Here is a 19,046-nt window from a genome sequence, read left to right on the forward strand (position 1 = left end):
GCGGCGATCCCAAGAATGCCAGGGGTGTGTCTGGGGGCGCCAAGCCAGGGCCTGCGTACCGAACGCAGCCCGCTCTTTCGCAGCTTCGCCCTGGCTCGGCAGCGGCTACAGCCAACGTTGTGCCTCATAATGCTGGGCCTTATTAAGAAACAGGAATTTTTGCATGCACCCCTTAAGTTTCAAGCAAGTCGATGTCTTCAGCTCGACTCCCCTCAAAGGCAACCCCTTGGCCGTGGTATTCAACGCTGACGAGCTCAGCACCGAGCGCATGGCCACCTTCGCCAACTGGACCAACCTCAGCGAAACCACCTTTCTGCTCCAGCCCCGCGATCCCCGGGCCGACTACCGCCTGCGGATCTTCACCACCACCCAGGAATTGCCCTTCGCCGGCCACCCGACCCTGGGCAGTTGCCACGCCTGGCTCGAAGCCGGCGGCGTGCCCCGGGGCGAGGAGATCATCCAGGAGTGCGAAGTGGGCCTGGTGCGCATCCGCCGCCAGGGCGATCAGTTGGCCTTTCTCGCGCCGCCGCTGCTCAAGGCCGGCCCGGTGGAGCCCCAGGTGCTGGAGCAGGTGCGCCGTGGCCTGCGCCTTACGCCCGGCGACATCGTGCAGGCGCAGTGGGTTGACAACGGCGCCGGCTGGCTGGCGGTGATGCTCGGCGAACGCCAGCAGGTGCTTGACCTGCAACCGGACTACCCGGCGCTGATCGGTCTGGCGGTCGGGGTGATCGCGCCCTGTGACCCCGAGCGTGATGACAGCGACGCGCAGTTCGAGGTACGGGCCTTTATCGCCGGTGATGGCATGCCCGAAGACCCGGCCACCGGCAGCCTCAATGCCGGCATCGCCCAGTGGTTGCTGGGCGCCGGGCTGGCACCGGCTCGCTACCGGGTCAGCCAGGGCCTGAGCATGGGGCGGGCAGGGCGGATTGACGTGGAACAGATCGGCGATGAAATCTGGATCGGCGGCACGGTGCGAACCTGCATTGAGGGGCACCTGCGGCTTCTCCAAACCAGTGAGCAAACGTGCGGGAATACACCTTCGCCCACTGGACCGAGGCATCCATGAGCGCGCTGGCACCTGGCGATTTTGCAGGCACCGGCACGCACAGGCAGGCATGGCTCCTGTGCGCCTGGGCCCAGGTTGTGTCCTGTAAGGGCTGGATGCTGCGGGCAGGCCTGCTGGGTTTGCTGGCGCTTGATCCACTGCTTTGCATTGCACAAACCACGGCGGTCAAACAACCGCCCGGCCCGGCAACCTTGCCTGGTAATACACCGCGCAGCGAATCCGCGGCATCCGCCAGCGTGGCGGCCACGCCAGGGGACAAGGGCGTGGCGGTGAATGCCACGTGCAACCTGCCGCTCAAGCCATCGGCCGGCAAAGTCGTGGAGATATATTGGACCCAGGGCCCGGAAAATCGTCGCGTGGTGGGTCGCGAGGCTGACCATTACGTCGATCTCAATCTGATCGTTCGAACTGTGGGTTACCGGCCTGGCGAGTGTATCGAAGCGACGATTCAGTCCGAAAACGCTGCCGATGAAATTGCCGACCGGATCAAGAAGATCGTGCTCAGGGGAAAGGTTGACGATACCGGCATGGCCTACTTCAAAACGCCTCTGAAGGACTACACCCTCAATTTGCAGGGCAGCGAGCCGCCGTAGTGTGCACACCCGTGCGGGAGCCAGGAGCTGCTGCAAGCGGCCAACCGCCGGATTTGTCGCACGCAGGTTTTTCAATGGCGGCTGCCGCTGTTGCGTCAGATGGTCGCAGGCTGGCCGCGTCGAGTGACCGATACCCCTTGGATCGCGGGGCCTCAAGGGCATTGTTACGGCTTGGGCAAGACTCTCTTGAGCCGTGCGGGTTTGTACCGGGGCGGCTGCGGGCATAAGCTTTCAGCCTTTTTTCGCCATAGCTCGTGTTGTTTCGCGCTCAGCCTTAGGAAAAATCATGTCCAGCCAGTTCCCAGAAGCCCGTCCGCGTCGCCTGCGTCGCTCCGAACAACTGCGCAGCCTGTTCCAGGAAACCGAATTCACCCTCAACGACCTGGTGCTGCCGATTTTCGTCGAGGAAGAAATCGACGATTTCGTGCCGATCAAGAGCATGCCCGGGGTGATGCGCATTCCCGAATCCAGGTTGGCCGGCGAGATCGAGCGCTACGCCCGCGCCGGGATCAAGTCGGTGATGACCTTCGGCGTCTCCCACCACCTGGACTGCGACGGCAGCGATACCTGGAAGGAAAACGGCCTGGTGTCGCGCATGTCGCGCATCGCCAAGGATGCGGTGCCGGAGATGATCGTGATGTCCGACACCTGCTTCTGCGAATACACCGATCACGGCCACTGCGGGGTCATGCACGGCCATGAAGTGGACAACGACCAGACCCTGCTCAACCTCGGCAAGCAGGCGGTGGCTGCGGCCCGTGCCGGCGCCGATGTGATCGCGCCGTCGGCGGCCATGGACGGTCAGGTCCAGGCCATCCGCCGCGCCCTGGATGCCGCCGGCTTCACCCAGACGCCGATCATGGCCTATTCCACCAAGTTCGCCTCGGCGCTCTATGGCCCGTTCCGTGAAGCCGGCGGCAGCGCGCTCAAGGGCGATCGCAAGAGCTACCAGATGAACCCGATGAACCGCCGCGAAGCGGTGCGCGAGTCCTTGCTGGACGAGCAGGAAGGCGCCGACTCGCTGATGGTCAAGCCCGCCGGGGCCTACCTGGACATCATCCGCGACATCCGCGAGGCCTCGCGTCTGCCGGTGGCGGCGTACCAGGTCAGCGGCGAGTACGCGATGATCAAGTTCGGCGCCCAGGCCGGCGCCATCGACGAGCCGCGAGTGGTGCGCGAAACCCTGGGTTCGATCAAGCGCGCCGGCGCCGATCTGATCTTCACCTACTTCGCCATGGACCTGGCCCTGGCCGGGATCTGATTAGGCCCCGCAGTACTGCCACGAACGTCGCCCGGCGTTCGTGGCTATTGCCAAGACTTCCGCCTCTACATGACAATGCGATTCATTATCAAATATGAATCCTTACTGTCATGCCCGCCGACGACTTATCCCTGCGCTGTGCCGTCACCGACCTCTACACCCATCACCATGGCTGGCTGCAGGGCTGGTTGCGCCAGCGCCTGGGCAACGCCTTCGATGCCGCCGACCTGGCCCAGGACACCTTCGTGCGGGTGCTCAAGGCGCGCAACGCAGTGGAGATCCGTGAGCCGCGGCCCTACCTGTCGCGCATTGCCCGGGGCCTGCTGATCGATCTGTTTCGCCGACGTTCCCTGGAGCAGGCCTACCTCGAAGCCCTGGCCCTGGTACCCGAGGGCGAGCATCCGTCGCCGGAGGAGCAGAGCGTGCTGTTCCAGGCGCTGATGGAAGTCGACCGGCTGCTGGATGGCCTGGGGCCCAAGGTGAAACAGGCTTTCCTGCTGTCCCAGTGCGACGGCCTGACCTACGAGCAGATCGCCGAGCGCCTGCAGATTTCCGTGCGCAGCGTGAGCAACTACATGGCCAAGGCCATGGAGCATTGCTGCCTGATGCAGATGCGGATGCAGCTGTCATGAGTTTTGCCGGCCTGCAACTGAGCGTCGGCGAGCGCCAGGCCATCAGCGGCGCGGCACGCTGGTACGCGCAATTGCGCTCCGGCAGCGCCAGCGAGCAGGAGCAGGCCGCCTGGCGCGAATGGCTGGCCGCCGACCCCTTGCACCGCCAGGCGTGGGAGCGCATGCAGCAACTGGGCGAGCAGATGTCGGCACTGCCCGGCGGCCTGGCCGGTTCCACCTTGCGCGGGGCAGGGCGCTCGCGCCGCGAGCTGATGCGCAACCTGGTGGTGCTGGCCTCGGCCGGTTCCCTGGGCTGGCTGGGCTGGCGCAGCGACAGCGCCCAGCAACTGCTGGCGGATTATCGCACCCAGATCGGCGAGCGCCGGCAAGTGCGCCTGGCGGACGGCACTTCGCTGCTGCTCAATACCAACACCTCGATCAACGTGCAGTTCGACAGCCAGCAACGCAAGGTGCAGCTGTTGTGGGGCGAGATGCTGGTCAGCACCGCTGCCGATCCCTTGCAGCGGCCGTTCCGGGTCTTCACCCGGGACGCCGAGGTGTTGGCCCTGGGAACTCGCTTCGTGCTGCGCAGCGATGAGCGTGAGGAGCAGGTGGCGGTGCTGGAGCACGCGGTGCAGGTCAGCCTGGGCGCAGGCCTTGCGCCGCGTCGGGTCGAGGCCGGCCAGCAACTGGCGTTCAGCGCCGGGGGCTTTGCCGCGCTGCGGCCCAACGATGCCGCGGTGGGTGCCTGGCGCCAGGGCAGCATCATCGCCATCGACCGGCCCCTGGGGGAATTGCTGGCCGACCTGTCGCGCTACCGCCGCGGGGTTGTGCAGTGCGATCCGCAGATTGCCGGGCTGAAGATCTCCGGGGCCTTCCCCATCGATGACACCGACCGCGCCCTGGCGGCGCTGGAAAGCGGTTTCTCCCTGCAGATCAAGCGCTACACCCGCTACTGGGTACGGGTTTGCGATAGCCGCGTGGGTTGAATCCGCGGGGCGAAAAAAAATTCAAGGGTCTTTGCATGTTTGCCCCTCCTGGTCCGGCTTATCCCCCAGTGGATTCATTTTCGTTAGCGGGGAAGGCAAAGCATGTCTGATGTTCACAAGTCGAAGTTGGCCCAGGCGATCAAGGTCGGGCTTTGGGGCGCACTGGCGGTCTACGGTGCGGCACTGCTGCCGTTGACCGCAGTGGCGGCGAGCGAACAGACCGCGGTGCGCCGCTTCGATATTGCCGCCGGTGACCTGACCGAGGTGCTGAGCCGTTACGCCAGCGCCGCCGCCGCGGCAATTTCCTTCGATGCCCGGCAGACCGCCGGCCTGCGTTCGGCGGGGCTCAAGGGTGAATACGGGGTACAGGAAGGCTTTGCGCGGATTCTCGCCGGCAGCGGCTGGCAGGCCGAGCCCCAGAGCAACGGCAGCTTCGTGCTGCGCCCCGTACCCCAGGGCAGCGGCGCTCTGGAGCTGGGCACGACCCAGGTGCAGGGCCAGGAGCTGGGGGCCACCACCGAGTATTCCGGTTCCTACACCACCGGCGCGGTCACCATCGGCAAGGGCCAGCACTCGCTCAAGGAAACCCCGCAGTCGGTGACCGTTATCACCCGCAAGATGCTCGATGACCAGAACCTCAACACCATTGACCAGGTGATGGAGAAGACCCCGGGCATCACCCTTTACGACTCGCCCATGGGCGGCAAGTATTTCTACTCCCGGGGCTTTCGCATGACCGGCCAGTACCAGTACGACGGCGTGCCCCTGGACATGGGTAGCAGCTACGTACAGGCCGACAGCTTCAGCAGCGACATGGCCTTCTATGACCGGGTGGAGATCCTGCGCGGCGCTGCCGGCATGCTCAAGGGCGCGGGCGGCACTGCCGGCTCGGTGAACTTCGTGCGCAAGCGCGGCCAGGCCACGCCGCACACCGAACTGACGATGTCCGCCGGCAGCTGGGACAACTACCGGGCCCAGGTGGACACCGGCGGGCCGTTGAACGATGCCGGTACCGTCCGCGGCCGGGCGGTGGTGACCCAGCAGACCCGGCAGTACTTCTACGACCTGGGCGAGCGCAAGGACCAGGTCTACTACGGCGCCCTGGATTTCGACCTCAGCGACGCCACCACCCTGGGCCTGGGCATGGCCTATGAAGACGTCGACTCGCGCCCGTGCTGGGGCGGCCTGCCGCGCTACAGCGACGGCAGCGACCTCAAGCTGGGCCGTTCCACCTGCCTGAACACCGCCTGGAACAATTCGCGCAGCAAGCGCGCGACCTATTTCGCCGACCTGCGCCAGCAACTCAACGACGACTGGGCGCTGAAGGTGGCCGGGGTCTACACCCGCAATACCCAGGATATCGAGTACGCCTTCCCCAGCGGTTCGGTGCCGGTGGGGGCCAGCCGTTCCAGCACCCTGATGCTGGGCAGCATCTACGACTACGACCAGGTGGACTACGGCTTCGATGCCTATGTCGACGGGCACTTCCAGGCCTTTGGCCAGGAGCACGAGCTGACCTTCGGCGCCAACGCCAGCCGCTCGATCAAGGACGACTTCTACGCCGTGGCCGGCTTGCCCCAGCGGCAGAATGTGCTGGACCCCGATCACCACCTGCCCAAGCCCGACGACAGCTACTACGAAAGCAACTCCACCCGGGGCGGCCCCACTGATCTGCGGATCCAGCAGCAAGGGTTGTATTCCACTGTGCGCCTGAAGCTGGCCGACCCGCTGACCCTGGTCATGGGCAGCCGTGTCAGCTGGTACAAGTCGCAGAACGATTCGGTGGCCTACTGGCGCGATACGCGCACGCCCAGTAGTGCCCGATCCAAGGAAACCGGCGAGGTCACGCCGTTCGCCGGGGTGCTGTACGACCTCAACGACAACCTCACGGCCTACGCCAGCTACTCCAGCATCTTCACCCCCCAGGGCAGCTATCGGACCCTGGACGGCGCCTCCCTCAAGCCGCTGGTGGGCAAGAGCTACGAGCTGGGGATCAAGGGCGAGTGGTTCGATGGCCGCCTCAACAGCGCCTTCAGCCTGTTCCGCACCATCCAGCAGGACGCGCAGCAGGACGACCCGGCCTGCCCGGACAGCACCTGCTCGCTGAACTCGGGCAAGGTCCGCGCCCAGGGCTTTGAAGCGGAGCTCAGCGGTGAGGTGATCGAACGCCTGCAAGTGCTGGCCGGCTACACCTACACCCAGACCAAGACCCTGGAGGACGCCAACAGCGCCAACAACGGCTTGCCGTTCACCACCTACGTGCCGCGGCACCTGCTGCGGGTCTGGGGCGACTATCAGCTGGGCGGTGCCCTGGAGCGCTTCACCGTGGGGGCCGGGGTCAACGCCCAGAGTGACAACTACCGAGTCTCGCCCACCAGCGGCAACCACATCCGCCAGGCCGGCTATGCGATCTGGAACGGACGCATCGGCTATCGCATCGACGACACCTGGTCCCTGGCGCTGAACGGCAACAACCTGCTGGACAAGCGCTACTACACCACCATCGGCACCGAAGGCTTCGGCAATTTCTACGGTGACCCGCGCAACCTCACTCTGTCGGTCAAGGCCGACTTCTAAGGCCCGGTGGCGGCCGCGCAGACCTTCTGCACGGCCGCTTCAGGCCCCGGGCCCGGCGTCGAGCAAGGCCATGAAACGCTGCAGCTGTGGCGAAGGGTTGTCCCGGTGCCAGTTCATATACAGCCCGATGCTTGGCCCGGGCTGCGTGCCCATGGCCCGCAGCGGGCGGTAGGCGACGCTGCCCTGCAGCACCGCATCGGCCATCGAGCGGGGCACCAGGGCCACGCCGAAACCGCAGCCCACCAGGCCCAGCTGGGTCTGGACCCGGGCCACTTCCTGGACCACCTTCGGGGTGAACCCGGCCGCGCTGCACAGCGCCATCAGCTGGTTGTGGTAGCCGCTGCCCAGGGCCTGGGGCGTGAACACGAAGTCGTCGTTGGCCAGCTCCCGCAGGTCCACCTCTGGCGCCTGGGCCTGGGGGTGGTCGTGGGGCAGGGCGATGACGATCGGCTCATCGAGGATCAGGCGCGAGGCTATCTGCCCTTCGGGCAGCGGCAGCTCACGCATGAACGCCAGGTCGATGTCGCCGCCGAGCAGGCCCTTGAGCTGCTCGGCCGAAGGCAGTTCCCGCAGTTCCAGGCGCACCTCGGGCAAGGCCTGGCGAAAGCCCCGCAGGCTGGCGAGCAAGCTCGGGTAGCCGGCCAGTGACAGGCTACTGACGCACAGGCTGCCGGCCAGGCCCTGGGCAATATGGCGCGCCTGCTCGATGCCCTGTTCCAGGGTAGCCAGGGTGCGCCGGGCGCTGTGCAGAAAATCCGCCCCGGCCGGGGTCAGGGCCACGCCTCGACGATTGCGCCGCAGCAGGCTGAAACCGAGTTTTTCCTCCAGGCGGGCGATGGCCTGGCTCAGGGGCGGCTGGGCCATGTGCAGGCGCGTGGCAGCCTTGTGAAAGTGCAGTTCTTCGGCGACGGCGATGAACTGGCGCAACAGGCGCGTTTCGATCATGGCGATGCTTCCTGGCTGGGGGCTGTGGGACTGTAAACTCCAAGGCTCATGGTTTCACAGCGAATTCATTGATATCAAAAACCTCTCACAGAACCTGGAATTTAGTATTAAGTCACTGATTTTCATGCTGTTACCCTGGAATTCACACAGGAGGGAAGAGCATGGATTTCAGCGGCAGAACGGCGATTGTCACCGGCGCCGGGCGCGGCCTGGGCTTGAGTTATGCACGGGCCCTGGCCCGTCGTGGTGCCCAGGTGGTGATCAGCGATTGCGGGAGTGACGGCAGCGGCAGCGGGGCGGATGACAGTGTCGCCCATGATGCGGTGCAGGCCTTGCGGGCCAGCGGTGCCAGGGCGCTGGCCGACACCGCCGACCTGGGCACCGAGGCCGGTTGCCAGGGGCTGGTGCAGCGCACCCTGGAGGCCTTTGGCAGCCTGGATATCCTGATTCACAACGCCGGCTGGGTTGGCTACCAGGCGCTGGAGCAGACCGACGCCGGGTTTCTCGAGCGCATGCTGGGGATCAACCTGTATGCGCCCATCTGGCTGGCCAGGCATGCCTGGCCCCATCTGCGGCAGTCCGCCGCACCGAGGCTGCTGTTGACCACCTCCGACCGTGCGCTGTACCCGGAATATGCCCAGCCGGGGCTGCTGGCCTACTGCGCGGGCAAGATGGCCCAGGTCGGGATCATGAATGCCCTGGGCCAGGAAGGGGCGGAGCACGGGATCCGGGTCAACGCGGTGTCGCCGGTGGCCAAGACCCGCATGTGGGGCGTCAGCGAGGAGCCGCCGGAACTCAAGCCGGACTGGGTGACGCCGGGGGTGCTGTTTCTGGTCAGCGAGCAGTGCCAGGACAGCGGCTACATCCTGCGGGCCAGCAATGGCCAGTTCAGTGCCTGGCGCCCCCAGGAGGCCCCCGGTGTGGATTACCCCCGGGACCTGAAGCGGATCGCGGCGGCCACGCCGGAGCAGTTCGCCCGGCGCTGGGGGCAGATCAAGCAGCCTTTCATCGGGGCTTGAGGGAGGGGGCGGCGCTCTGCGGGGAGATCTCCCGTTCGCGGAAGTAGCGCTCCAGCACGCGCGGGTCGGCCGAGCGCTCGGCCAGGGCCACGTAGGTGTCCGGGCGCAGCAGGTAGAAGGCGTTGCGCGCCAGCCCCGCGGCGGCATGGGCCGGGCGCCAGTCGAAGGTGCGCAACGGCACCTGGTGCGCGGTGCACCAGTCGCGCAGGGCGTCACTGGTGACGCCGTAGACATGCACCTGCCAGCCCAGGTACTCCAGGCTGTCGAAGTTGTCGTGTTCACCATCGCGCACCCAGGGCAGGCGGTCGCCGCCGTGCACCGGGCCGACGCCGCCGGCGCTCAGGGGCATGCCGCGGTAGTTCAGGGTGATCTGCGACACGGTACGGAAGAGAAACTCCCGGGCGCTGTCGAAGGCGGCGATCTTCGGCAGCAGCAGGGGCGCCAGGCGGGTGCGCGCCAGGTAGGCCACCGGGCCGTCGGCGGTGGCGAAGCTGAACACCCGGTCGGTGGTGGCCACCAGGCGCCGGGCGAACTCCATGCGTTCGGTGGCGTAGGTTTCCAGCAGGCGCTCGGCACTCTTGCCGCTCAGTACCGCTGCCAGTTTCCAGGCCAGGTTGATGGCGTCGCCGATCCCGGTGTTCATGCCCTGGCCGCCGGCCGGGCTGTGCACGTGGGCGGCGTCCCCGAGGAGGAACACCCGGCCGGTGCGAAACTGCTCGGCCACCCGGTGATGCACCTTATAGGTGGAGAACCAGTTGACCTGGGCCACCTCGACCTTGAGCTGGCGCATGGCGCGCTGGCTGACATCCTCGAAGCGCAGGTTCTCCGGGTGCTCGGCACGCTCGTCGCGCACCGTGCCGATCAGCCGTGCGCGGCCGCTCTGGGCCAGGGGGAACACCGCGAGAAAGTCGGCGTCATCCAGGTCCACGTGCAACTGGCCGTCGATGCTCGGGCCGCTGGCCTGCACATCCGCGACGTAGAACACCTGCTGGTAGGTGCCGCCGGGAAAGCCGGTGCCCAGGGTCTTGCGCACCGTGGAGCGGGCGCCGTCGCAGCCGGCCAGGTAGAAGGCCTGGCAGTGTTCTTCGCGCCCGTCGGGGCCGCGCAGGCGGGCGTTGATCAGGTGGCCGTGGTCGGTGAAGGCCAGCAGCTCGGTGTTGCGTTCGACCTCCACCCCCTGCAGCGCCAGGCGTTCGATCAGCAGTTGCTCGTGTTCGTCCTGAGGAAAGATCTGCAGGAAGGGGTAGGGCGTCAGGTCTTCGCCGATGGCGTTGAACGGCAGGTGGGCGGCGCGCTCGCCCTTGACCCAGAGGTTCACCGCCGGCACATGGTGGCCGCGCTCGACGATGGCCCGGGTCAGGTCCAGCTGGCGGTACAGCTCAAGGGTTCGCGCCTGCACCGCCAGGGCCCGGGAGGTAGTGCCCGGGCCTGGGGGCTTGTCGATGATCCGCACCTTGACCCCCTGCCGGCGCAGCCAGAGCGCCAGGACCAGGCCGGTGGGGCCGGCGCCGATGATCAGTACGTCGCTGCAATTCATGGGCTTGCCCTCGGTAGACGATCAAGGTCATGCAGGCGGCTGCCGCCGGGCTCAGCGCTGGGCGAAGGCCAGGTTCAGGCCGAGCCCGGCGAAGCTTGCGGCAAAACTGCGGCGCAGCCAGTTCTGCACCTGGGGCGATTCGATCACCGCGGTGCGGAACAGGTTGGCCAGCAGGCCATAGAGCACGAACACGAAGAAGGTCATGGCCATGAACACGCCGCTCAGGAGCAGCATCTGCGGGATCGGGTCGCTGCCGTCATGGGCGATGAACTGGGGCAGGAAGGCCAGGAAGAAGAGGGTCAGCTTGGGGTTGAGGATATTCAGCAGGCAGGCCTTGAGCATCAGCGCGCCGGGGCCATGGCTGACGGCGTTGCTGTCCACGGCGAAGGCCGAGCGGTCGCGCCAGGTGGCGTAGGCCAGGTACAGCAGGTAGGCGACGCCGGCGAACTTCAGGCCCTGGAAGGCCAGCGCGCTGGAGTGCAGGATGGCCGACAGGCCGAGGATCGAGGCCAGCAGGTGCGGGACAATCCCGGCGGTGCAGCCGATGGCGGTGAACAGGCTGGCGCGCTTGCCGGCCACCAGGGCGGTGGAAATGGTCAGGATCACGCCGCTGCCGGGAATCAGCACGACGATCAGGCTGGTGATCAGGAAATCCAGGGTCAACATCCGGGCATCACTCCATTGAGGGCAGGCGCAGGTTCAGGGCTGGGCGCCACACCTAAGTCGGGGTCATCAAAATACACCCAGCCACACCGCCAATAGAAGGATTCTAGCCTGTAGCCGCTGCTGAGCCCGCGAAGCTGCACAAAGGTCCGCAGGACCTTGCCTGGCGATCTCCCGCCGATCGCGCAGAGGCCTCAGGGTCGCGGCGTCTGCTACGCAGCCTGCGGCAGCGGCTACGAGGGCCGCGGCGGGAACAGCGCTCGCATTCCTTGGTCGAACGCCCCAGCCGCTGCTTTACTTGCACGGCCCTCGCCCAGCCATCTCGCGGAGCCCCATGATTTCCTCTCGTCTTCTCAGTTGCTTCCTGGGCCTGTCGCTGCTGGCCGGTTGCGCCAGCCAGCGCGGCCCCCAGGCACCAACACTGACCCCCGAACAGACCCAGGCCCGGATCCTGCGCCTGCTGCCGGCCCAGGTGGCGGACCGCCCGGGCTGGGCCCGGGACATCCAGGTGGCCTTCAGCGCCCAGGGCCTTGAGCCGAGCCAGAGCAACCTGTGCGCAGTGCTGGCGGTGACCGAGCAGGAATCCACCTTCCAGGTCGACCCGACGGTGCCGGGCCTGGGGCGCATCGCCCGGCAAGAGATCGACCGCCGCGCGGCCAAGGTGCATGTGCCGGCGCTGCTGGTCAGCGCCGCCCTGCAAGTGCGCGGCGCGGACGGCCAGTCCTACAGCCAGCGCCTGGCCAGTGCCCGCAGCGAGAAGGAATTGAGTGCGATCTTCGATGACTTCATCGGCATGGTGCCCCTGGGCAAGACCCTGTTCGGCGGCTTCAACCCGGTGCACACCGGTGGGCCGATGCAGGTCAGCATCGAGTTCGCCCAGCAGCATGCCCAGGGCTATCCCTACCCGGTGCAGGACTCCATCCGTCATGAGGTCTTCAGCCGCCGCGGCGGCCTGTATTTCGGCATCGCCCACCTGTTGGGCTACCCGGTGGACTACCCGCAGCCGTTGTACCGTTTCGCCGATTTCAACGCCGGCTGGTACGCCAGCCGCAACGCGGCGTTCCAGAGCGCGGTGAGCCGGGCCAGCGGGATCAGGCTGGCGCTGGATGGCGACCTGATCCGCTACGGCTCGATCATGCCCGGCAGCACCGAGCTGGCGGTGCGCACCCTGGGCAAGCAGCTGGGGCTGCGTAACCCGCAGATCCGCGCCCAGCTGGAGAAGGGCGACCGCCAGGACTTCGAAGAAACCGAGCTGTACCGTCAGGTGTTCGCCCTGGCCGATCGCACGGCGGGCAAGCCCGTACCGCGCCAGCAACTGCCCGGTATCGAACTCAAGAGCCCGAAGATCACCCGCCAGCTGACCACTGCCTGGTTCGCCAAACGGGTGGACGAACGCTACCAGCGCTGCCTGCAACGCCCGCTGTAGGAGCTGGCTTGCCAGCGAAGGCGGCCGCCAGGGCGATGCAGAGCCTCTTCGCCGGCAAGCCGGCTTCCACAGGGGGCACTGTTGTGCGGGGCGCAGGTGCTTGCTTGTCAGGCCCGGGGGCGGCGTGGCAGGATGCGCCATGAATTTTTTCCGGCTCGTCTCCCGCCTTCATCACCATCGACCTCATCTCCGGGGCCGTGGTCGCTTGTGCGCGTCGAGCCGTCAGTCATCGAGCAATCGCGATCACTGACCTTCGATGAAAAAAACCAAGGCGCCCCACAAGGCGCCTTTTTTATTGCCTGTCAAAAAACCAGAGGAATGACCCATGACCATGTTACGTGGCACTCGAATGATCACCGGCGAACAAGCCGCCACCCTGCGCACCCTGGAAGGACGCTTCCGGAGCTGGCTTCATCGAAGCGGGCGCTGAAGAAGTCATTGTCCCGGCGCTGTGGGGCCAGGACACCTTTATCGAGAAGGCTGGCGGCAGCGAAGTCATCGGCCAGATGTGGGCCTTCAACGACAAGGCCGGGCGGCCTTGCTGCCTGATCCCGGAAGCCACCGCGCTGTTCCAGGAAACCGCCGGCGAGCTGCTGGCGGGGCGCGAGCAGGCGGCCTTCTTCTACGTTGCCCGCTGCTATCGCTACGAGCGGCCGCAAGCCGGGCGCTACCGCGAGTTCACCCAGTTGGGCCTGGAGATTCTCGGCCCCGATCCGCAGCGCGCCCTGGAGCAGGCGCGGGCACTGTGCGTGGGCTTTCTCGACGTCTTGGGCCTGGAATACCAGCTCAACCTCGGGGTCAAGCGCGGCCTGACCTACTACCTCAATGGCGAGGGTTTCGAAGTGCGCTGCCCGCGCCTGGGGGCGCAGCAGCAAGTGGTGGGGGCAGGCGCCTATCGCCAGGGTGCCGGCTTCGGCATTGGCCTGGAGCGCCTGCAACTGGCGCTACAAGCCTGACCGCCTGCGTGCGGTAGGGACTGGCTTGCCAGCGAAGGCGTTCGCCAGGGCGGTGCAAGGCTTGAGGACCTCTTCGCCGGCAAGCCGGCTCCTACGGGGTGGTGCTCCGGGATGTGCCTGCTTGCTGTAGGAGCTGGCTTGCCAGCGAAGGCGTTCGCCAGGGCGGTGCAGGGCTTGCGGGCCTCTTCGCCGGCAAAGCGGCTCCTACGGGGTGGGGCTCTGGGATGTGCCTGCTTGCTGTAGGACCTGGCTTGCCAGCGAAGGCGTTCGCCAGGGCGGTGCAAGGCTTGCGGGCCTCTTCGCCGGCAAGCCGGCTCCTACGGGTGGGGTCAGGGGCGCCGGCGTACGAATTTGCGCCACAGCCAGACCCACAGCAGCACCAGGGGGAAGGCCAGGATCACGAAGGGCAGCACATAGCTGCCTTTCTCCAGGGCCTCGGCGGTGCCGTCGGCCAGGTTGTCCAGCAGGTTGCTGAAGGCCCGCTTGAGGCTGGATTCGCGCTGGACGCCGTCGCTGGGCAGGAACTTCAGGGTCAGGAGGTTGGTGTCCAGGCGGCGTTGCTGGCCGGCGGCGGTCTGGGCCAGGGCCTGCAGGTCGTTCTCGATGCCGGCCTGTTCCCGGCTCAGGGCAATCAGGTCGCTGACGCTGATGTCCTTGCGCGCCGCCAGTTCGTCCAGGCGCTGCTGCTGGGCCTTGAGCCGCTGCTGCTGGCGCTGCACATCGGCCACGGCATCGGCCAGGTCTTCGGCGCTGGTGATGCGCTCGCCCAGTTCCGCGCCCTGGGAGGCCTGCTGGACGATGGGCTCCACACCGTCCGGGACTATTCGCAGCGTCACCTGGGCGCGGTACTTGCCCTGTTCCAGGCGCAGGATATTGCACGGGCCGAACTGGGCCTTCTCGCAGGCTTCGCGGGTTTGCGCCAGGCGCGGACCGATCTGCTCGGCTGGCAGCGACAGGCTCAGTTCATGCTCATAGGCCAATTGCGCGCCGGCCTTGCCCTGGGCCCCGCCCAAGGCCACGGCGCTGCTGTTGTGGTCGCCGGGAGAGCAGGCGCTGAGGGCCAGGGCGCCGAACAGGGCCAGGGCCAGTCGACGGAATTTTGCAGGGTGATCGTCCTGATGCTGCATGGGGGCTCCTTGAGGGATGAATCGGCGACAGGGTCGCAGGTGCGCATCTTACCGTCGTTCGGGGAAAGACCACGATCCCGGCTTGGCTTATCGGCGACAATTTTCCTGGCTGATGCTGATAGGCGCGGCGCGGGTTCAGGACTACACCTGTGTCAGCCCGGGACGACGGTGTTTCGGCGCAGATCAAGGAGTGCGTCATGCGCGAGTCGGCTATTCCCCCAGGCTTTGCCCCCTTGCCCCGCAGCAGCCCGCTGCTGGAACTGATCGGCCCGGTCTACGGCTGCGGCAGTGGCAGCGAACTGCGCGTCGGCCTGCGGGCCGATGCCCGGCACGCCAACGGCCGGGGCACGGTGCATGGCGGCATCATCGCCACCCTGGCGGACATCGGCATGGGCTACGCCATGGCGTTTTCCAGCGATCCGCCCTTGCCGTTGATCACCGCCAGCATGACCCTCGACTACCTGGGGGCGGTGCAGGTCGGGGAATGGATCGAGGTGCACCTGGAGCATGCCAAGCGTGGCCGGCAGATGGCCTTTGCCACCGTGGTGCTGCGGGTCGGCGAACGGGAAGTGGCCCGGGCCAGCGGCGTCTTCGCCGTCCCAGCCGCAGCCCTGTAGCCGCTGCTGAGCCCGCGAAGCTGCGCAAAGGTTCGCAGGACCTTGCTTGGCAATCGCCAGCCAAACCTCTATCGATCTTGAAAACCCTGCGTCCCTCCGGGCCGTTCGCAGCCTGCGGCAGCGGCTACAGCTGTTTCCAATCCAGGCCGAAACGCGCCAGGTATTTGCGCAGGCGGTCGGCGTCGTTGGGGTTGGCCTTGCCCAGGCGTGACACGCCGAACAGCCGGCGCCCCGCCTCCGACAGGCTGTCGGCGCGGCGGCACTCGGCAATCACTGCCTTGAGTTGCAGGCGGTCGAACAGGTCCAGCTCCACATCATCGCCCAGCAGTTTCTGCAGTTCGTCCTCTTGGCTCTCCAGCCCCCAGGCGTGGCGCAGGCGCTGGATCTCTTCCTCGGCCTGGGCCTGGTCGATGCGCCCGCTGTCGGCCAGGGTGGCCATGCGGGTGATGGACGCCGACAGCTCGCGGAAGTTGCCCAGCCACGCCGCTTCGCTGGAGCTGGCAAAGGCCAGGTAGCGTCGCCGCGCTTCAAGGTTGAAGCGCACCAGCTGCCCTTGTTCCCGGGCGTGACGCTCCAGCTCGAAATCGATGTTCGGTTCGATGTCTTCGCGGCGCCCCGCCAGCCCCGGCAGGTTGAAGGTCCAGAGGTTGATCCGCGCATACAGGTCCTCGCGGAACAGGCCCTGGGCCACCCGGCCACGCAGGTCGCGGTGGGTGCCGGCGATGATCAGGAAATCGCTCTGCACCTCCTGGTCCGAACCCATGGGAAAGAAGCGCTTCTCCTCGATGGCCTTGAGCAGCATGGCCTGTTCGTCCAGCCCCAGTTCACCGATCTCGTCGAGAAACAGCATGCCGCCATCCGCCGCCCGCAGCAGGCCTTCACGGGCATTCTGGGCGCCGGTGAAGGCGCCCTTGATATGGCCGAACAGTGCCGACATGGCCCCGTCCCCACGCAGGGTGGCGCAGTTGACCTCGACAAAGCGCCCCTGCACCTGGTGCCGGCCACGCTTGAGCTCATAGATGCGCCGGGCCAGGAACGACTTGCCGGCACCGGTGGGGCCGATCAGCAGCATCGGTGCCCTGGAGCGCACGGCGACCCGTTCGATCTGCTCGATGGAGCGGTTGAATGCCGGGTTGCGGGTGGCGATCCCGGACTTGAGGAAGGCCAGGCCCTCCAGGCGCTTGTGGGCAAAACGTGAGGCGATGCGGTCGTAGCGCGACAGGTCGAGGTCGATCAGGGCGTGGGTGCCGGTGGCGTGCTGGTCCGGGTCGCGGCGCCGCGCCGGCGAGGTCTGGATCAGCCGGGCAGGGAGGTAGCGCGCCTCGGTCAGCAGGAACCAGCAGATCTGCGCCACGTGGGTGCCGGTGGTGATGTGCACCAGGTAGTCCTCGCGCTCGGTGTCGAACGGGTAGGCGCTGGTGAAGTCGTGCAGGGCGCCGTACACCTCCTCGAAATCCCAGGGATTGTTCAGGCCCATGGGGTGCAGGCGCACCTCGGTTTCCGGCGACACCTGGCGCACGTCGTTGGCCACCCGTTCGGCCAGGCTGACATCCCGCGCGTCCAGGCCATGGATCAGTTCCAGGCGGTTGATCAGCACATCCTGCTGCTGGCACAGACCGACCGTGGGCCGCCAATGGCTCCAGCGGTTGGCACCCTTGCCGACGCGATCGAGGGTGGAACCGACAAAACCTATGGCGACCGTGGGCTTGTTCGACATGTTTATACCTGGAGATAAAAAACGATAAGCAAAGATATAAAATTATCGAGGCGTTTGTCTTGCCGGATACGTGATGAAAAAATGATAAAAAATAAAAAACCTTATAAATCAATTAGATAAAAAATAATTTGTTGGAAAATCAAAACCTGGCACAGCGGCTGCAATATCTCTGGCAACGAACAAGACAACAGAGCGAGACGCCAAGATGGCCAACTTCCAGCTGTTCAACACCCAACAGGCAAAAGCGCCAGCGAGCACCACCCTGAACGCTTCCAAGGCCGGGGCCTATGCCTACAACGCCAAGCATCGCCTGGCCCAGCTGGCGGTTACCGGTTGCTTGAACTCGACCTTCTACACCTCGCCTGAAGGCCAGTTGGAAGCGGTGCTGCAACTGGTGAGCGAGCTGGACAGCCGCTTCGTCGCCCAGGCCGCCCGTTACGCTCGGCAGCAAGGCCATATGAAGGACATGCCGGCGCTGCTGCTGGCGGCACTGACCGCGCAACGCTCGGCCCTGGTGCCGGAGCTGTTCGCCCAGGTGGTGGACAACGGCAAGATGCTGCGCAACTTCGTGCAGATCCTGCGCAGCGGCGTGACCGGGCGCAAATCCCTGGGTTCGCAGCCCAAGCGCCTGGTGCAGAACTGGTTGAACAGCGCCACCGAGCGCCAGCTGTTGCAGGCCTCGATCGGCAACCAGCCGTCCCTGGCGGACGTGGTGAAGATGGTTCACCCCAAGCCAAGCGAGGCCTGGCGTGAAGCCTTCTTTGCCTGGTTGATCGGCAAGCCGGTGGATGTGCAGGCGCTGCCTGAGCTGACCCGGGACCTGCTGGCGTTTCGCAGCGGAGCGACCCGGGAAGTGCCCCAGGTGCCGTTCCAGTTGCTCGGCAACGAGACACTGAGCGCCGAACAATGGGCCGGGCAGGCCCGCAACATGGGCTGGCAGGGGCTGCGCATGAACCTCAATACCCTGGCGCGCCACGGTGCGTTCCAGGTGCCGGGTTGCACCGAGTACGTGGCGGCGCGGCTGGCGGATGCGGGGGAGGTGGCCAAGGCTCGGGTCTATCCGTACCAGTTGCTGGCGGCCTACCGCATGGCCGGTGACGAGGTGCCGCAGCCGGTCCGCGAGGCGCTGCAGGATGCCCTGGAGCTGTCCCTGGCCAACGTGCCGGCGCTGGCGGGCAACGTGGTGGTCTGCCCGGATGTCTCGGGCTCGATGCACAGCCCGGTCACTGGCTATCGCCAGGGCGCCACCACCGCGGTGCGCTGCATCGATGTGGCGGCACTGGTGGCGGCCGCGGTGTTGCGCAAGCAGCCGGCGGCGCGGGTCATGCCGTTCGAGCGGGGGGTGGTGAACATTCACCTCAACCCGCGGGACAGCGTGATGAGCAACGCGCAAAAGCTGGCGAACATCGGCGGAGGGGGGACCAACTGCTCGGCGCCCCTGGCACAACTGGCCAACGCCAAGAGCCGCGTGGACACGCTGATCCTGGTCTCGGACAACGAGTCGTGGATCGATGCGCGGCGCCACGGCGCCACGGAAACGATGCGCCAGTGGGAGCGGATCCGGGCCATCAACCCGCAGGCGAAGCTGGTGTGCATCGACATGCAGCCCGGGGCCACGACCCAGGCACCGGACCGCGAGGACATCCTCAACGTCGGCGGCTTCAGTGACGCGGTGTTCGATGTGATCGAGCAGTTCACTGCGGGCAATTATGGTGCGCAGCACTGGGTAAAGGCGATCGAGGCGATGTAACGCTGATCGGTAGAGGATGAAACACACCGTGCGCCGGCCAGCCGGCGCACACCACAGATTTTTTGCTCATTGGCCCTGAATGCCGCTGTGACTACATCCAAAGGCGTCTCAGCAACTCTTGTCAGGGCCGGTGACGGCACGAATGCCAGTGGCTGTACATATTGGTTAAGCCGGTTCGAATCCGGCGATCAG

At 66.3% G+C, this 19,046-nt stretch carries 16 protein-coding genes; 11 read left to right on the forward strand and 5 right to left on the reverse strand.

Annotation, left to right across the window (positions count from 1 at the left end):
* Positions 1–163: 163 nt before the first annotated feature.
* The 6 genes from AC1RGE_RS01460 to AC1RGE_RS01485 all read left to right on the forward strand — a co-directional run bounded on the left by AC1RGE_RS01460 (position 164) and on the right by AC1RGE_RS01485 (position 7,097).
* Positions 164–1,066, forward strand: a complete 903-nt coding sequence (locus AC1RGE_RS01460) for a PhzF family phenazine biosynthesis protein (RefSeq protein ID WP_019094196.1) — start codon at positions 164–166, stop codon at positions 1,064–1,066.
* Positions 1,063–1,659, forward strand: a complete 597-nt coding sequence (locus tag AC1RGE_RS01465; RefSeq protein ID WP_019094195.1) for a hypothetical protein — start codon at positions 1,063–1,065, stop codon at positions 1,657–1,659. The genes AC1RGE_RS01460 and AC1RGE_RS01465 overlap by 4 nt, the downstream gene beginning before the upstream one ends.
* Before the next feature lie 286 nt (positions 1,660–1,945).
* Positions 1,946–2,920 carry a porphobilinogen synthase gene (gene hemB / locus AC1RGE_RS01470; RefSeq protein ID WP_011060588.1) on the forward strand — a complete coding sequence of 325 codons (975 nt, stop codon included), beginning with the start codon at positions 1,946–1,948 and terminating at the stop codon, positions 2,918–2,920.
* A gap of 110 nt (positions 2,921–3,030) precedes the next feature.
* Complete coding sequence (locus tag AC1RGE_RS01475) at positions 3,031–3,552, forward strand: sigma-70 family RNA polymerase sigma factor (protein ID WP_011060589.1); 522 nt, start codon at positions 3,031–3,033, stop codon at positions 3,550–3,552.
* Entirely contained in the window at positions 3,549–4,520 is a 972-nt protein-coding gene (locus tag AC1RGE_RS01480; protein WP_011060590.1) for a FecR family protein, read from the forward strand. Before AC1RGE_RS01475 ends, AC1RGE_RS01480 begins: the two co-directional genes overlap by 4 nt.
* A gap of 102 nt (positions 4,521–4,622) precedes the next feature.
* On the forward strand, positions 4,623–7,097 hold the full coding sequence (locus AC1RGE_RS01485) for a TonB-dependent siderophore receptor (protein ID WP_492583080.1): 2,475 nt from the start codon (positions 4,623–4,625) through the stop codon (positions 7,095–7,097).
* A 39-nt stretch (positions 7,098–7,136) separates the two neighbouring features.
* Here the strand turns inward: AC1RGE_RS01485 and AC1RGE_RS01490 are convergent, their stop codons facing one another.
* Positions 7,137–8,042: a LysR substrate-binding domain-containing protein gene (locus tag AC1RGE_RS01490; RefSeq protein ID WP_492583082.1), complete on the reverse strand. Its 906-nt coding sequence runs from the start codon at positions 8,040–8,042 to the stop codon at positions 7,137–7,139.
* Positions 8,043–8,203: 161 nt separating this feature from the next.
* On the opposite strand from AC1RGE_RS01490, the gene AC1RGE_RS01495 reads away from it, so the two are divergent.
* Positions 8,204–9,061 carry an SDR family NAD(P)-dependent oxidoreductase gene (locus AC1RGE_RS01495; RefSeq protein WP_103407871.1) on the forward strand — a complete coding sequence of 286 codons (858 nt, stop codon included), beginning with the start codon at positions 8,204–8,206 and terminating at the stop codon, positions 9,059–9,061.
* Here the strand turns inward: AC1RGE_RS01495 and AC1RGE_RS01500 are convergent.
* Positions 9,048–10,598 (reverse strand): FAD-dependent oxidoreductase, encoded by a 1,551-nt coding sequence (locus AC1RGE_RS01500; protein ID WP_492583084.1) that lies wholly within the window; start codon positions 10,596–10,598, stop codon positions 9,048–9,050. The two genes, AC1RGE_RS01495 and AC1RGE_RS01500, sit on opposite strands and share 14 nt — an antisense overlap.
* A 51-nt stretch (positions 10,599–10,649) precedes the next feature.
* Positions 10,650–11,264, reverse strand: coding sequence for a LysE family translocator (locus tag AC1RGE_RS01505; protein WP_011060595.1), 615 nt, complete (start codon positions 11,262–11,264; stop codon positions 10,650–10,652).
* A gap of 331 nt (positions 11,265–11,595) precedes the next feature.
* Between AC1RGE_RS01505 and AC1RGE_RS01510 the strand changes: the two genes are divergently transcribed.
* Complete coding sequence (locus AC1RGE_RS01510; RefSeq protein ID WP_207239038.1) at positions 11,596–12,687, forward strand: DUF1615 domain-containing protein; 1,092 nt, start codon at positions 11,596–11,598, stop codon at positions 12,685–12,687.
* A gap of 413 nt (positions 12,688–13,100) precedes the next feature.
* Positions 13,101–13,643 (forward strand): ATP phosphoribosyltransferase regulatory subunit, encoded by a 543-nt coding sequence (locus AC1RGE_RS01515; protein WP_026020092.1) that lies wholly within the window; start codon positions 13,101–13,103, stop codon positions 13,641–13,643.
* Between the two features lie 329 nt (positions 13,644–13,972).
* Here AC1RGE_RS01515 and AC1RGE_RS01520 read toward each other — a convergent pair whose 3' ends face one another.
* Positions 13,973–14,770 carry a DUF4349 domain-containing protein gene (locus AC1RGE_RS01520; protein ID WP_072444668.1) on the reverse strand — a complete coding sequence of 266 codons (798 nt, stop codon included), beginning with the start codon at positions 14,768–14,770 and terminating at the stop codon, positions 13,973–13,975.
* A 197-nt stretch (positions 14,771–14,967) separates the two neighbouring features.
* On the opposite strand from AC1RGE_RS01520, the gene AC1RGE_RS01525 reads away from it, so the two are divergent.
* Positions 14,968–15,387: a PaaI family thioesterase gene (locus AC1RGE_RS01525; RefSeq protein WP_325985849.1), complete on the forward strand. Its 420-nt coding sequence runs from the start codon at positions 14,968–14,970 to the stop codon at positions 15,385–15,387.
* A 124-nt stretch (positions 15,388–15,511) separates the two neighbouring features.
* Here AC1RGE_RS01525 and rtcR read toward each other — a convergent pair whose 3' ends face one another.
* Entirely contained in the window at positions 15,512–17,104 is a 1,593-nt protein-coding gene (rtcR, locus tag AC1RGE_RS01530; RefSeq protein WP_011060600.1) for an RNA repair transcriptional activator RtcR, read from the reverse strand.
* Positions 17,105–17,309: 205 nt separating this feature from the next.
* On the opposite strand from rtcR, the gene AC1RGE_RS01535 reads away from it, so the two are divergent.
* Positions 17,310–18,854, forward strand: coding sequence for an RNA-binding protein (locus AC1RGE_RS01535; protein ID WP_011060601.1), 1,545 nt, complete (start codon positions 17,310–17,312; stop codon positions 18,852–18,854).
* Positions 18,855–19,046: the final 192 nt, after the last annotated feature.

This window comes from Pseudomonas sp. GW823-FHT02C05 (assembly GCF_058797595.1).